This is a genomic window from Yeosuana marina (genome assembly GCF_011762485.1).
Classification (GTDB): domain Bacteria; phylum Bacteroidota; class Bacteroidia; order Flavobacteriales; family Flavobacteriaceae; genus Yeosuana; species Yeosuana marina.
In genome coordinates this window covers 548531-562700 of sequence record NZ_JAAKGI010000003.1, presented here as the reverse complement: position 1 = coordinate 562700, position 14170 = coordinate 548531, and the positions used below count along the sequence as shown (strand labels likewise).

Genomic DNA, 14170 nt, shown 5'->3' with positions numbered 1-14170 from the left:
TCTCATTTGAATAATGTCAAAGTAAGCGCTTTCTTAAATATTTAACAAAATTTTATCTTATTTTAAAATATGACACTTTGTCATAAAATATAAAATTATTGTACCTTTGCACACTTATTGATTTTTAGGTATCCCAATAAAACTATGGAAAAGATAATAGACGAAAACAAACAAGGCGAATTTCTCACCTTAGATGCAAAGGAAGGTAATACAAAAAAACTTTTTATTGAAAGTTATGGGTGTGCCATGAATTTTAGTGACAGTGAGATTGTCGCTTCTATTTTAGCTAACGAAGGTTATAACACCACACAACATTTAGAAGATGCCGATTTAGTTTTGGTAAACACCTGTTCAATAAGAGACAAAGCAGAACAAACGGTAAGAAAGCGTTTAGAAAAATATAATGCCGTAAAAAAAATAAACCCAAAAATGAAAGTAGGTGTTTTGGGTTGTATGGCCGAACGTTTAAAAAGCAAATTTCTTGAAGAAGAGAAAATTGTCGATTTGGTTGTTGGCCCTGATGCCTACAAAGACTTACCAAATCTATTAAATGACGTCGATGAAGGTAGAGATGCCATTAATGTTATTTTATCTAAAGAAGAAACCTACGGAGACATTTCTCCGGTTAGATTACTTTCAAATGGCGTAACAGCTTTTGTGTCTATTACCAGAGGTTGCGATAATATGTGTACGTTTTGCGTGGTACCTTTTACTAGAGGACGCGAGCGGAGTAGAGACCCACAGAGTATTTTAGAAGAAGTAAATGACTTATGGAATAAAGGATTTAAAGAAATTACCCTGCTTGGTCAAAATGTAGATAGCTACCTTTGGTATGGTGGCGGATTAAAAAAAGATTTTGATAAAGCTTCAGATATTCAAAAAGCAACGGCTGTAAGTTTTGCTAATTTACTAGAACTATGCGCCAAAGCACAACCAAAAATGCGTATTCGTTTTTCAACCTCCAATCCACAAGACATGACTATGGATGTGGTTAAAACCATGGCAAAATATCAAAACATTTGTAATTACATTCATCTACCTGTTCAAAGTGGTAGTAATCGTATTTTAAAAGAAATGAACAGACAACATACACGTGAGGAATATTTTGAATTGATTGATAACATTAAACAAATAATTCCGGATTGTGCCATAAGTCAAGATATGATTGTTGGCTTCCCTACAGAAACCGAAGAAGACCATCAAGATACCTTAAGTTTAATGAACCATGTAAAATATGATTTTGGGTATATGTTCGCGTATTCGGAACGCCCTGGAACTATGGCTGAACGTAAAATGGAAGATGATGTTCCTCATGAAACCAAAAAACGACGATTGGCTGAAATTGTTGCCCTGCAACAAGAACACAGTCACTATAGAACCAAACAATTTCTGGGTCAGGTGGTAGAAGTTTTAATTGAAAAGCCATCAAAAAAATCAGATGCGCATTGGTCTGGTAGAAACCAACAAAGTACCGTAACTGTTTTTCCTAAAGAAAATTATAAGGTTGGTGACTTTGTTAATGTAAAAGTAACGGATTGTACAAGTGCTACACTAATTGGTGAAGCCATTGGATATTCTGAAAACAATTAAAAAAAAACACAAAACCAAGATTAAAACTATTGGTTTATGTAAACAATATAATAATTTAATACGGTCTTGACTTAGTTGTCTTGGCTCTTGAATCTAAAAAAATATGGAATCTGTTCAAGCTATAAAACAACGTTTTGGCATTATTGGCAACAGTGAAACTCTAAACCGCGCCATAGAAAAAGCTATTCAGGTCGCTCCCACAGATATTTCGGTATTAGTAACTGGAGAAAGTGGTGTTGGTAAAGAAAGTATCCCAAAAATAATCCACCAATTATCACATCGTAAACACAACAAATATATTGCTGTAAACTGTGGAGCTATTCCAGAAGGAACCATTGACAGTGAACTATTTGGACATGAAAAAGGATCTTTTACAGGTGCAACACAAACCCGTGAAGGCTATTTTGAAGTAGCCGATGGCGGTACTATTTTTCTTGATGAAGTTGGCGAGTTACCACTAACAACCCAAGTACGTTTATTACGTGTTTTAGAAAATGGTGAATTTATAAAAGTAGGATCCAGTAAAGTCCAAAAAACAGACGTTCGTATTGTGGCAGCTACAAATGCTAACATGTTTGAAGCCATTAAAAAAGAACAGTTTCGTGAAGATTTATACTACCGTTTAAGTACAGTAGATATTCACTTACCGCCCTTAAGAGAACGTCAGGAAGATATTCATTTATTATTTAGAAAGTTTGCCAGCGATTTTGCTTTAAAATACAAAATGCCAACTATTAAATTAACCGATGATGCTATTCAAATCCTTTTAAAACACCGATGGAGTGGAAATGTGCGTCAGTTACGAAATATTGCCGAACAAATTTCTGTTCTAGAACAAAACAGAACAATTTCTGCTGAAACACTTACAGGTTATTTACCTACATCGGGCAGCAATTTACCCGCCGTTATAAAACACACCAAATCCGACAGTGACTTTAGTAGTGAACGAGAAATACTTTACAAAGTTTTGTTTGATATGAAAAGCGATCTAAACGACTTAAAAAAGCTCACTATGGAGCTTATGAAAAAAGGAAACACGAAAGATGTTGAAGAAGAACACCCAGGCTTAATTCAGAAAATTTATGGTTCGAATGATGAAACAGAAGATTACGAAGAAGCCATAGAAGATTCTAAAGTATTATCCATTCCAGAACACGGCAAAGCCACTAAAGAGATTGTAAATACGCAAGACAAGTACCATTTTGCAGAAGAGATTCAAGAAGAAGAAACACTATCTTTGCATGATAAAGAGTTAGAATTAATCAAAAAATCACTTGAACGTCACAACGGAAAACGTAAATTAGCAGCTGAAGAACTTGGCATTAGTGAACGCACATTATACCGTAAGATTAAACAATATGATTTGTAAATTTAAGTTTAATTAAAAGATTCCATTTTATAACACATGAAAGTAACTCATTATATTGTTCTTTTTTTAACATCTATACTCGTTGTAAGTTGTGGTGCTTACTCATTTACTGGAGCATCAATAGGTGCTGACACCAAAACATTTCAAGTTAATTATTTTCAAAATAATGCCTTATTGGTAGAACCTGGGCTAGATTTACAATTTACGAATGCTTTAATTGACCAAATACAAAACCAAACCAATTTAAGTTTGGTGAAATCTAATGGCGATTTACTATATGAAGGTGAAATTACACAATATAGAATTTCGCCAACAACAGCAACCTCGCAAAATACAGCTGCTCAAAACCGATTAACAATAGGTGTTAAAGTACATTTTTATGATAAACATGATGAAGAAGCAGAATTTGATCAATCCTTTACATTCTTTTATGATTATGATGGGAGTGCGCAACTTGTTGGGGGAGTAAAGGACACAGCAATTTCAGAAATTTTTGATCGTATTACTCAAGACATCTTTAATGCATCACTTGCTAAGTGGTAAATTATTAAAGAAACCTAAAAATAATTTGGCTAAGCCAATGAATAATAAAGATTTTACATACATACTTCAACATCCAGAAACTATTATGGATAACCAAACACTTGAAGTGAAATCTATTATTGATCAATTTCCGTATTTTCAATCGGCCAGAGCCTTATACCTTAAAGGCTTAAAAAACCAAGAAAGCTATACATACAATCAAGAACTTAAAACAACGGCAGCCTATACTGCAGACAGAAGTATTTTATTTGATTTTATAACCTCTGACGTTTTTGTTCAGAATGAAATTTCTAAATTCATAAAGACAAATAGCGGTCATCTAAATGATATAGATGTTACTATTGAAGACATATCAATCAACAAGAAAATAATGATTGATGAAATGTCTCAACAAGACATTAAAAACCGCTTAGAAGCTTTAGATCCGTCACTTTTTCAACCTAAATTTGAGCGTCCTAAAATCAGTAATTTCGCTTTAGATGAATCAGAACGTATAGAAAATGTAACTTCAGAAACTAAAACTCAAGAAGCTTCAGCCGAAGATATTTTAAATTTAGGCAAACCTTTAGAATTTAATAAAAGAGAAAAACATTCGTTTAATGAATGGCTAAAACTATCAGGATTTAAAGCAATTAAAAGAGATGAAAAGCCTTTAAAAATACCTGTTGAAACAGAAGACCCCTCTCAGATAGAACGCGACAAAAAATTTCAATTAATTGATGAGTTTATTTCTAAAAACCCAAAGATTAACCCTACAAAATCCTTAACTCAAAAAGGCAATCTTGCCAAAGCGCAGCTTATACAGACAGAGGAATTAATGACCGAGACATTAGCGCGTATTTATGTGGAGCAAAAAAACTATAAAAAGGCAATTCAATCTTATAAAATTTTAAGTTTGAAATATCCAGAAAAAAGTAGTTTCTTTGCAGTCCAAATTGAAGCAGTAGAAAAATTACAAGAACAAAACAATAAAGAATAATGAGTACGTTCACAATATTTTTAGTATTAATTGTAGTAGTAGCATTTTTATTAATTGTAGTCATCATGGTACAAAACCCTAAAGGAGGCGGATTGTCATCATCATTTGGTGGTGGTGGAACTCAACAAATTGGTGGTGTTAAAAAAACAACCGACTTTTTAGATAAAAGTACATGGACTTTGGCTGGATTATTATTAGCATTAATTTTATTATCAAATGTGGCTATTAATAGAGAAACTGTAAATTTAGATTCTAAAGCACTAGATCAAGATCAAACAGCTATTCCTGCCCCGCAAGCACCAGCGCAAACAACTAACAATGCTGCAACAGTTAAAGATTCAGTAAAGTAATTTACAATCATTAAACAATTTTAAATGCCAACTTTTTAAGTTGGCATTTTTTGTTACTGCAAGTTTGTCAGTAATCTAGTATTGGCACAATTTTAGAAAGGTGTAACCTTCGTTAAACAAAATTTAATTTAATAAAATCACATAACAAATGAGCTTAAACATTAAACCATTAGCAGACCGCGTTCTTATTGAACCTGCTGAAGCTGAAACAAAGACAGCATCGGGAATTATCATTCCAGACAACGCTAAAGAAAAACCACAAAGAGGAACTGTTATTGCTGCTGGTAAAGGCACCAAAGATGAGCCTATTACTGTGAAAGTTGGTGATACTGTTTTATATGGTAAATATGCGGGTACAGAACTTAAATTAGAAGGTAAAGATTATTTAATTATGCGCGAAAGCGATATTTTGGCAATTGTTTAAATACCAATACAACTAAAATTAATGTTAAACATAGCCAATAGCGAACAGCTAAGGGCGAAAAGCAAAATTTAAAAAAATGGCAAAAGATATAAAATTTGATATTGAAGCACGTGATGGTCTAAAACGTGGTGTAGATGCATTAGCCAATGCAGTAAAAGTAACCTTAGGACCAAAAGGAAGAAACGTTATTATTAGTAAATCATTTGGAGCTCCGCAAGTAACTAAAGATGGTGTAACTGTAGCTAAAGAAATTGAACTACAAGATCCTCATGAAAATATGGGCGCTCAAATGGTAAAAGAAGTGGCGTCAAAAACCAATGATCTTGCAGGTGATGGTACAACAACCGCAACCGTTTTAGCGCAAGCTATTGTAAAAGAAGGTTTAAAAAACGTTGCTGCTGGTGCTAATCCAATGGATTTAAAACGTGGTATAGACAAAGCAGTTGAGGCTATTGTTAAAGATCTTGAAAAACAAGCTAAAAAAGTAGGTAACTCGTCTGAAATGATCAAACAAGTTGCTGCTATTTCGGCTAATAATGATGATACCATTGGTGATTTAATAGCTAAAGCCTTTGATAAAGTTGGTAAAGAAGGTGTTATTACTGTTGAAGAAGCTAAAGGAATGGACACCTATGTAGATGTTGTTGAAGGTATGCAGTTTGACAGAGGTTATTTATCTCCTTACTTTGTGACTGATTCAGATAAAATGATTGCAGATTTAGAAAATCCGTACATTTTATTATTCGATAAAAAGATTTCAAACTTACAAGAAATCCTCCCAATATTAGAACCAGTTGCACAATCTGGAAGACCTTTATTAATCATTGCTGAAGATGTCGATGGACAAGCTTTAGCAACGTTGGTAGTTAACAAATTACGCGGTGGTTTAAAAATTGCTGCTGTAAAAGCTCCAGGTTTTGGTGACAGACGTAAAGCGATGCTAGAAGATATTGCTATCCTAACTGGTGGAACTGTAATTTCTGAAGAAAGAGGATTTACTTTAGAAAATGCCGATTTAAGCATGCTTGGTACTGCTGAAACAGTAACTGTAGATAAAGACAATACAACTATTGTTAATGGCGCTGGTAAAGCTGCTGATATTAAAGCGAGAGTTAATCAAATAAAAGCTCAGATAGAAACAACTACTAGTGACTACGATAAAGAAAAATTACAAGAGCGTTTAGCTAAATTAGCTGGCGGTGTTGCGGTTCTTTATGTTGGTGCAGCTAGTGAAGTAGAAATGAAAGAGAAAAAAGACCGGGTTGATGATGCCTTACATGCTACCAGAGCAGCTGTAGAAGAAGGTATTGTTGCTGGTGGTGGCGTAGCTTTAGTAAGAGCTAAATCTGTTTTAGAAAAAATTACCACTGAAAACCTTGATGAAGTAACTGGTATTCAAATTGTAGCTCGCGCTATTGAATCTCCATTACGTACCATTGTTGAAAATGCAGGTGGTGAAGGCAGTGTTGTTGTTTCAAAAGTGATGGAAGGAAAAGGATCGTTTGGTTATGATGCCAAAACTGAAACATATGTAGACATGCTAAAAGCTGGTATTATCGATCCTAAAAAAGTAACACGTATTGCCTTAGAAAATGCCGCTTCTGTAGCTGGTATGATTTTAACGACAGAGTGTGCTTTAATTGATATTAAAGAAGATGCTCCAGCTATGCCAGGTGGTATGGGTGGCGGTATGCCAGGAATGATGTAAGTCGAGAATCTCGATATACTAATATTAAAAAACGCTTCAATTTGGTTTGAAGCGTTTTTTTTATTCTTTTATTTTAGACCGATGTTATTGTTGCATATTCCTCCTCATAAGATTTCCACTGTTTATCAACTTTTTTAAAAATCAAACTTCTATTTAATTCTTCTGGCGTTTTGCAACCCGACGCTGCAAGAAGTTCTAAAAATTCCTCTAGTATATTCTCATGGTAATTTTTAACCCGTTTCCATTTTTCTGATATCACTAGTCCTTTAACAAGCCTCGGATTATTTGTAGCAACTCCAGTAGGGCATTCATTAGTATTACAACGCAAGGCTTGAATACAACCTAAGGCAAGCATCATTCCTCTTGCAGAATTACATACGTCTGCGCCTATGCAAAGCGCCTTAAAAATATCAAAAGCAGTGAAAATTTTAGTCGCCGTTATCACTTTGATATCTTTCTTTAGGTCATATTTACATAATGTGTCTGTCACAAATAGTAAGGCATCTTCCCAAGGCATTCCTACGTAATTTGAAAAGTCAATTGGAGCAGCTCCAGTACCTCCTTCCGCACCATCAACCGTTATAAAATCAGGTTTTATGCCAGTTTCCAACATGCTTTCACAAATCTCAATAAACTCTTTTTTACTACCTATAGCTAGTTTAAAACCAACGGGTTTCCCATTGGACAATTTTCGCAATTGTTGTACAAAAAATAGCAACCCCTGGGCGTCATTAAAAGCAGAATGACCAGGAGGTGAAAGTACGTCCGTATGTGGTTTAACACCTCTTATTTCGGCGATTTCTTCGTTGTTTTTTGCTGCTGGTAACACACCGCCATGACCTGGTTTAGCACCTTGAGAAATTTTAATTTCTATCATTTTTACTTCTTCCCAGTTGGCTTTCTCCTTAAATTTTTCAGCATCAAAATTGCCATCCTCTGTTCTGCATCCAAAATATCCGGTTCCTATTTCCCATACCAAATCACCACCTTTTCTATGGTACTCTGAAATACCTCCTTCGCCTGTATCATGAAAAAAATTACCCGCCTTCGCTCCCAAATTAAGTGCTTCTATGGCATTCTTGCTTAAAGCACCATAACTCATAGCAGAGATATTAAACAAACTAGCACTGTAAGGTTGTTTACATTCAGAGCCACCAATGATAACCCTTGTAGGCGTTTCTAATTTTTTTGCTGGATAGATACTGTGTTGCATCCATTTATAATTGTCATTATAAACATCAAGTTCGGTACCAAAAGGATGTGTTTTACTCTGCTGTTTTGCCCTCTGGTATATGTAACTTCTATGATTTCTATCTATAGGCTTACCATCGGTATCTGATTCAATAAAATATTGATGAATTTCAGGACCTATCAGTTCTAATAAATACCGCATATGACCTATCACTGGAAAGTTCCTTAAAATAGTATGCTTTTTTTGAAACATATCATAAAAGCCAAGGAATATAATTAAACTAGCTAACAGAATAAAGCCAGGGAGCGGCCATAAAACGACTACTAATATAAAGGCTACAACAACTGATGAAATGATCGTGAATTTTATAGCTTCTCTCATAATTTTTTATGTTTTTAAATACTGCTTTAAAAAAGCTCTTTTAGATATTTTAAATCGGATTTGGCGGTTTCAATGATTTCAGCAGTTTTTCCATTCATCATTAACTTACCCATTGAATTTGTAAATCCAATCACTTGTTCGAGCTTAATTGTAGGCGGCATTGCTAAAGCTTCTGGATCTGTAAAAATACTAATAACGGCAGGCCCTTCATGATTAAAACCATCGCGTAATGCTTGTTCGACATCTTTGGGCTCTTTAGCTTCCCAAGCAGCAATATTCATAGATTCTGCCAGTTTTACAAAATCTGGATTTACCATATCTGTTTGCCAATCCATATAGCCTTGAACCCTCATTTCTAACTTGACCATACCCAAGGTTCTATTATTAAAAATAATGATTTTAACAGGTATTTTATATTGGCTAATAGTCATTAAATCTCCTAAAAGCATTGAAATTCCACCATCTCCACAAAAGGCTATTACTTGTCTATCGGGGTGCGAAAGTCCAGCTCCCATAGCCATTGGCATAGCATTAGCCATAGAACCGTGATTAAAAGACCCGGTGAGATACCGGTTTTTTCCTGCTTTTAAATAACGAGCAGCCCATACGGCACTCATACCTGTGTCTACGGTAAAAATAGCATCATCACTAGCAATTTTATCAATTAAATAAGCCACATATTCTGGGTGAATATTTTCGTCGCTTCCTTTTTCCTTAACATAACTATCATATTTTTCCACAAGTTCTTGATGCATACTTCTCATGGTATCAAGAAAATCTGTATTAGACTTTTTATCTAGCATTGGCAACAATTCGGTAATAGTCGATTTAATATCGCCACAATAACCATAATCAACTTTGGCTCTACGTCCTAATCGTTCTGGCTTGGTATCAATTTGAACAATTTTACATTTTTCGGGCAAGAATTCACTATACGGAAAGTCTGTTCCCAGCATAACTAAAACATCTGCCTTATGCATGGCTTCAAAGCCCGATTTATTACCTAATAGCCCATTCAACCCAACAGCAAACGGATTGTCATCGCGTTCAAAAAATATTTTACCTCTAAAACTATATCCTAATGGTGATTGTAATTTTTCAGCCAATTGCATTACCTCATCGATGGCGTAGCGACATCCATGACCACAATACAACATTACTTTTTCATGAGAACTGATAAGATTGGCTAGCTCTTTTAAATGTGCTTCACTTGGTATGACTCTTGGTTCACTATAAAAATTCTTACCTGCAGAATAGACCTCTTCAATATCTGCGCTCGCCACATCACCAGGCAAGCCCAAAACTGCCACTCCTTTTTGACTAATAGCGTGTTGAATAGCCGTTTGAAGACCATTCATGGCTTGTTTGGGTGTATTTGCCATAAACACGTATTTAGAACAATCTTGAAATAAATACTCGGGTCGTGTTTCCTGAAAATTATCAAGTCCTAATTTTTCGGTAAAGATAGTAGACGCTATAGCGATGACCGGATTACCCGACCTATTGGCGTCATATAATCCATTAACAAGATGCACATGCCCGGGACCACTACTACCCATACAACAACCAATACCATTTAACTCAGCTTCCATGGAAGCCGCATAAGCTCCAGCCTCTTCGTGTCTAACATGAATCCATTGAATTCGTCCATCCCTCCGTACGGCATCATTAACAGGATTTAAACTATCACCAGTAACGGCATAAATACGTTTTACTCCAGCTTCCACCAGCATTTCTACTACATAATCAGATACATTTCTTGACATAACTATTTTTTTAGATTTAAATATGAAACAAGCGACAAACACTTATTTGCATTAGTATTCCTTTTAACTTAATTAAAATATTTCATAAAGTCAATTTTCATAAGAAAAGCTTATTTTTTAGATTCAGTTTTTTTGTAAATCCATTCTATTAAAAAACAAAAACCAATTATTGCCATAGATACAAGGACACCAATTTTATTTGATTGGTATTGTTGAATAATTAAAATCGTTACGGCAATTAGACACAATACAAATCCGGCTAAAGGGATTACTTTTTTACCGCCTGTATTTTTTGATAACCTGTAGCCTATGAAGTTTACAATACCAAAGATGATTAAAAACCCAATACTTCCCGCAGTTGATATACTTTCTAAATCTAGAACATTTACTAAGATTAATGTGGAAACTGCGGTTACCATTAATCCCACAGGATGATTCCAGAGTTTAGCAAGAAAATGATGTGGCAACTCATCATCTTCCGCAATTTCAAAATTAACCCGACTTCCTCCCAATAAGGAAGCATTAATAGCAGAAAATGTTGATATGAGAGCAGCAACAGTAATAATGGAAAAGCCTATTTTACCTAACATTGGTTTGGCGGCTTCGGCTAAAACATAATCTTGGGCCGTGGCAATTTTTTGAAACGGAAGTGATCCTACTGTTACAAAAGCGATTATTATATACAGTATAATAACAAAAATAATTGAATAATAATAGGCTCGTGGAATATTCTTTTCTGGATGAATAATATCTGGTGCTGCATTCGCAATTAATTCGAAACCTTCATAAGACACAAAAATGACCATACCACCAGCAAATAATTTTATAGGATTTTCCCATTGTGAAATTGCCAATTGCGTTAGATTAGGATTCCCGATTAAACCATAAGCTCCAATAAAAATAAAAGCAATAAGAATAACCAATTTAATGATGACCGCATAGGATTCTATTTTACCTACAATGGCTATACTATAATAGTTTATAACGGTTGCAAAAATAATAATAGCGCTCGCATAGATATGAAAATCAAAGGCTTTTTGATCAGTTAATTCCAATAAATTAGGTGCATAAGAACCAAATGCCGAAGCATATAATGACAGCATAATAATATAGCTAACCCATAAAAGATTACTGATTGCACCACTAAAAACAGATTTACCAAATCCTTGATTAATAAACTTTACTGTTCCTCCTCTATCTGAATACTTTTTCGAGAGTTTAACATAACTATAGGATGTTATTAAAGCCAAAATACCCGCGAATAAAAAGGCTATAGGTGTTCCTCCTTTTGCAAGAGATACCGCTAGCCCGAGTACTGCAAAAATACCACCACCAACCATACCTCCTATTCCTATAGAAATAGCTTCCTTTAATCCTATTTTATTATCCATTAAGCAATTTTTATTATTGTACTGTTACAATATGGATTGCTTCAACAAAAACAAGTTCAATATTAGCTATCCATATTGATAGTTAACCTGAAGTCGTTCACTGTAAAGTAAACTCATCAAAAGCAATAAAAACGGGAAGTATGTAGCTTCGAGTTTTATTAATTTTTATTATTTACCCCCAGGTGGGCAATGTGCTTTCAAGTAATTGGTAAATAAGGTTCTTAAATGTTTTGTAGTGCCTTCCCCTTCATAAATGCCATGCGAACGGTTTGGATACGCCATAAACTGAAACTGTTTATTATACTTTACCAATTCATTAATTAGCATTTCGGCATTTTGATAATGCACATTATCATCACCAGTTCCGTGTATATACAATAAGTTACCTTCTAAACCTTTTGCATAGGTCATTGGAGAGCCCTTTACAAAGTCTTCTTTGTTTTCTTGTGGCAATCCCATATATCGTTCTTGATAAATATTGTCGTAGGTTAATTGATTAGCTACAGCTGCTATGGCAATACCTGTTTTATAAATTTCTGGATGTTGAAACATTAAGTTTAACGTAGCAGAGCCACCTCCACTCCAGCCCCAAACAGCTACTCTATCAGGATCAACGAAATCCCATTTCAAAACCTCTTTAGCCGCCATGGCCTGATCGTGAATATTAATCTGCCCTATCTTTCTATAAATACTTTTACGCCACTCACGTCCTTTTGGTGCCGGAGTTCCACGATTGTCTAAAGAAATGTATATATACCCATCATCTGCCATGTTACCAATATAATTTCTATTATTACCAATACCATAAGTATCTGTAACCGTCGTGCTTGCTGGTTCGGTATATACATAAAATACGACCGGATATTTTTTTGTTGGATCAAAATTTGTTGGTTTTACCATCCAGCCATCCATATCAACACCATCAGCAGTGGTTATCTTTATAAATTCAACTTTAGGAGTTTCTTCTAATTGAGATAGGTTAGCCTCAATACTTCTTTCTTCATCAAGAGGCTTCTGATCTTTAAATGAAATTAACTCAGAAGCAGGTCTTGTATAATGATTTGAAAACGAATGAATGGCATACATTCCTGTTGGCGACACATTATAATTATGAGTTCCTTTTAAAGATTTCGGACTCATTAATTCTAAAGACCCTTTGCCATTTAGCTTGGTTTTGTAAAGATAACTTTGAGTTGCGTTATCTGGAGAGGCCATAAAATAGACATAACCATCTTTAGCATCAACATACTCTAAATCAATAAAATCATAATCTCCTTTTGTAACCAGCTGTTCCTTTTTTCCTTGTAAAGAAACTTTGTACAAGTGCCTCCATCCGTCTTTTTCAGTAGCCCATAAAATACTTTTGCCCTCATTCAACCATATAAAGTTGTTTGTAAAATCGATCGTATATTTATTTCCTGCCTGATAAATATCTACCCAAGCATCATCAGACTCTTCGTAAACAAGGTTTGACTTACCCGTGTTAGCGTCAGACATAAAAAGTTTACTATCATTTTGCTTTCTGTTTAACTGTTGGATTAATAACTTTTCGGTTGAAGGAACAAATTCCATACGAACAATATAGTGCTGACGCGGATCTCCAGGAATATCTATCCAAGTGGTTTTGGCATCATCAACAGAAACAACACCAACTTTACACAATGATGGTGTTTCGCCTACTTTAGGATATTCAATAGGAATAGGTCTTGAGTAAATAGAGTCTGTATTATTAATCATGTAAAACTTCTTAATATCACTAGCATCAATTTGCCAATAGGCTATAGATTGACTATCTGGACTCCAGCGAAACCCGTCACGACAGGCGAATTCTTCTTCATAAGCCCAATCAAACGTACCGTTTATTAAAGTAGTTGTTCCATCAGTTGTCAATGCTTTAATTTTTGAAGTACTTAAATCTTCAACGTAAATATTATTTCCACTTACATAGGCAACAGACTTTCCGTCAGGAGAAAATTTAGCAAACATTAAAGACGATTCTGGTAATGTTTTACCAAGTTGTTGCAAAGACCCTGTTGCTTTATTTAAAACCCAATAATCGCCTTTGGTATTAATTCGCCATACGCGTTTAGTATTCGTAAATAACAACACCTTTTGCTCATCATCAGAAATATTAAAATAACTAACTTCAAGCGGTTTTTCAATACCTACTGGTGTTAATTGTTCCTTTGATACTAAGACTTTAGAATCATTGGATGGTAGTGAGTAAAGAACAATATTATTGTTTACTATACGATAATACGAATTGCCATCGTTAGACCATTTGAATCCGCCTTGCGAAAAAACTTGAAGCGATATTAATACAAAAAAGAGAGCAGTTAAAAAAGTGTTTAGCTTCCACTTTACTATGTAAGTTATTTTAGGTACGCGCATATAAATGAATTTTAAAATGAAAAATTACTCGAAATTACTATATTATTCAAACTTAACAACTGCTTTTAAGTAGTCTTTAACAGAAA

At 34.6% G+C, this 14170-nt stretch carries 11 protein-coding genes; 7 read left to right on the top strand and 4 right to left on the bottom strand.

Annotation, left to right across the window (positions count from 1 at the left end; genetic code table 11):
* The first annotated feature begins 144 nt into the window (after positions 1–144).
* From miaB to groL, 7 genes are all read left to right on the top strand, one after another.
* A complete protein-coding gene (gene miaB / locus G5V56_RS07025) occupies positions 145–1590 on the top strand; it encodes a tRNA (N6-isopentenyl adenosine(37)-C2)-methylthiotransferase MiaB (RefSeq protein WP_166963245.1) in 1446 nt (481 codons plus the stop codon).
* A 103-nt stretch (positions 1591–1693) separates the two neighbouring features.
* Positions 1694–2959, top strand: coding sequence for a sigma-54 interaction domain-containing protein (locus G5V56_RS07020; protein ID WP_166963243.1), 1266 nt, complete (start codon positions 1694–1696; stop codon positions 2957–2959).
* A 36-nt stretch (positions 2960–2995) separates the two neighbouring features.
* The gene (locus tag G5V56_RS07015) at positions 2996–3502 is read left to right on the top strand and encodes an LptE family protein (RefSeq protein WP_166963241.1); all 507 of its coding nucleotides are present in this window, start codon (positions 2996–2998) and stop codon (positions 3500–3502) included.
* On the top strand, positions 3480–4481 hold the full coding sequence (locus G5V56_RS07010; protein WP_317166412.1) for a hypothetical protein: 1002 nt from the start codon (positions 3480–3482) through the stop codon (positions 4479–4481). Before G5V56_RS07015 ends, G5V56_RS07010 begins: the two co-directional genes overlap by 23 nt.
* On the top strand, positions 4481–4831 hold the full coding sequence (gene secG / locus G5V56_RS07005; protein WP_166963239.1) for a preprotein translocase subunit SecG: 351 nt from the start codon (positions 4481–4483) through the stop codon (positions 4829–4831). Before G5V56_RS07010 ends, secG begins: the two co-directional genes overlap by 1 nt.
* 148 nt (positions 4832–4979) lie before the next feature.
* Positions 4980–5255 (top strand): co-chaperone GroES, encoded by a 276-nt coding sequence (locus G5V56_RS07000; protein WP_166963237.1) that lies wholly within the window; start codon positions 4980–4982, stop codon positions 5253–5255.
* Positions 5256–5331: 76 nt separating this feature from the next.
* Positions 5332–6963, top strand: a complete 1632-nt coding sequence (groL, locus tag G5V56_RS06995) for a chaperonin GroEL (protein ID WP_166963235.1) — start codon at positions 5332–5334, stop codon at positions 6961–6963.
* A 73-nt stretch (positions 6964–7036) separates the two neighbouring features.
* Here groL and G5V56_RS06990 read toward each other — a convergent pair whose 3' ends face one another.
* The 4 genes from G5V56_RS06990 to G5V56_RS06975 form a co-directional block, all read right to left on the bottom strand.
* Positions 7037–8536, bottom strand: coding sequence for an FMN-binding glutamate synthase family protein (locus tag G5V56_RS06990; RefSeq protein WP_166963233.1), 1500 nt, complete (start codon positions 8534–8536; stop codon positions 7037–7039).
* Between the two features lie 26 nt (positions 8537–8562).
* Positions 8563–10302 carry a thiamine pyrophosphate-dependent enzyme gene (locus G5V56_RS06985; protein ID WP_166963231.1) on the bottom strand — a complete coding sequence of 580 codons (1740 nt, stop codon included), beginning with the start codon at positions 10300–10302 and terminating at the stop codon, positions 8563–8565.
* A gap of 110 nt (positions 10303–10412) precedes the next feature.
* Positions 10413–11693: an APC family permease gene (locus tag G5V56_RS06980; protein ID WP_166963229.1), complete on the bottom strand. Its 1281-nt coding sequence runs from the start codon at positions 11691–11693 to the stop codon at positions 10413–10415.
* 168 nt (positions 11694–11861) lie between these two features.
* Positions 11862–14084, bottom strand: coding sequence for a S9 family peptidase (locus tag G5V56_RS06975; RefSeq protein WP_166963227.1), 2223 nt, complete (start codon positions 14082–14084; stop codon positions 11862–11864).
* Positions 14085–14170 lie beyond the last annotated feature (86 nt).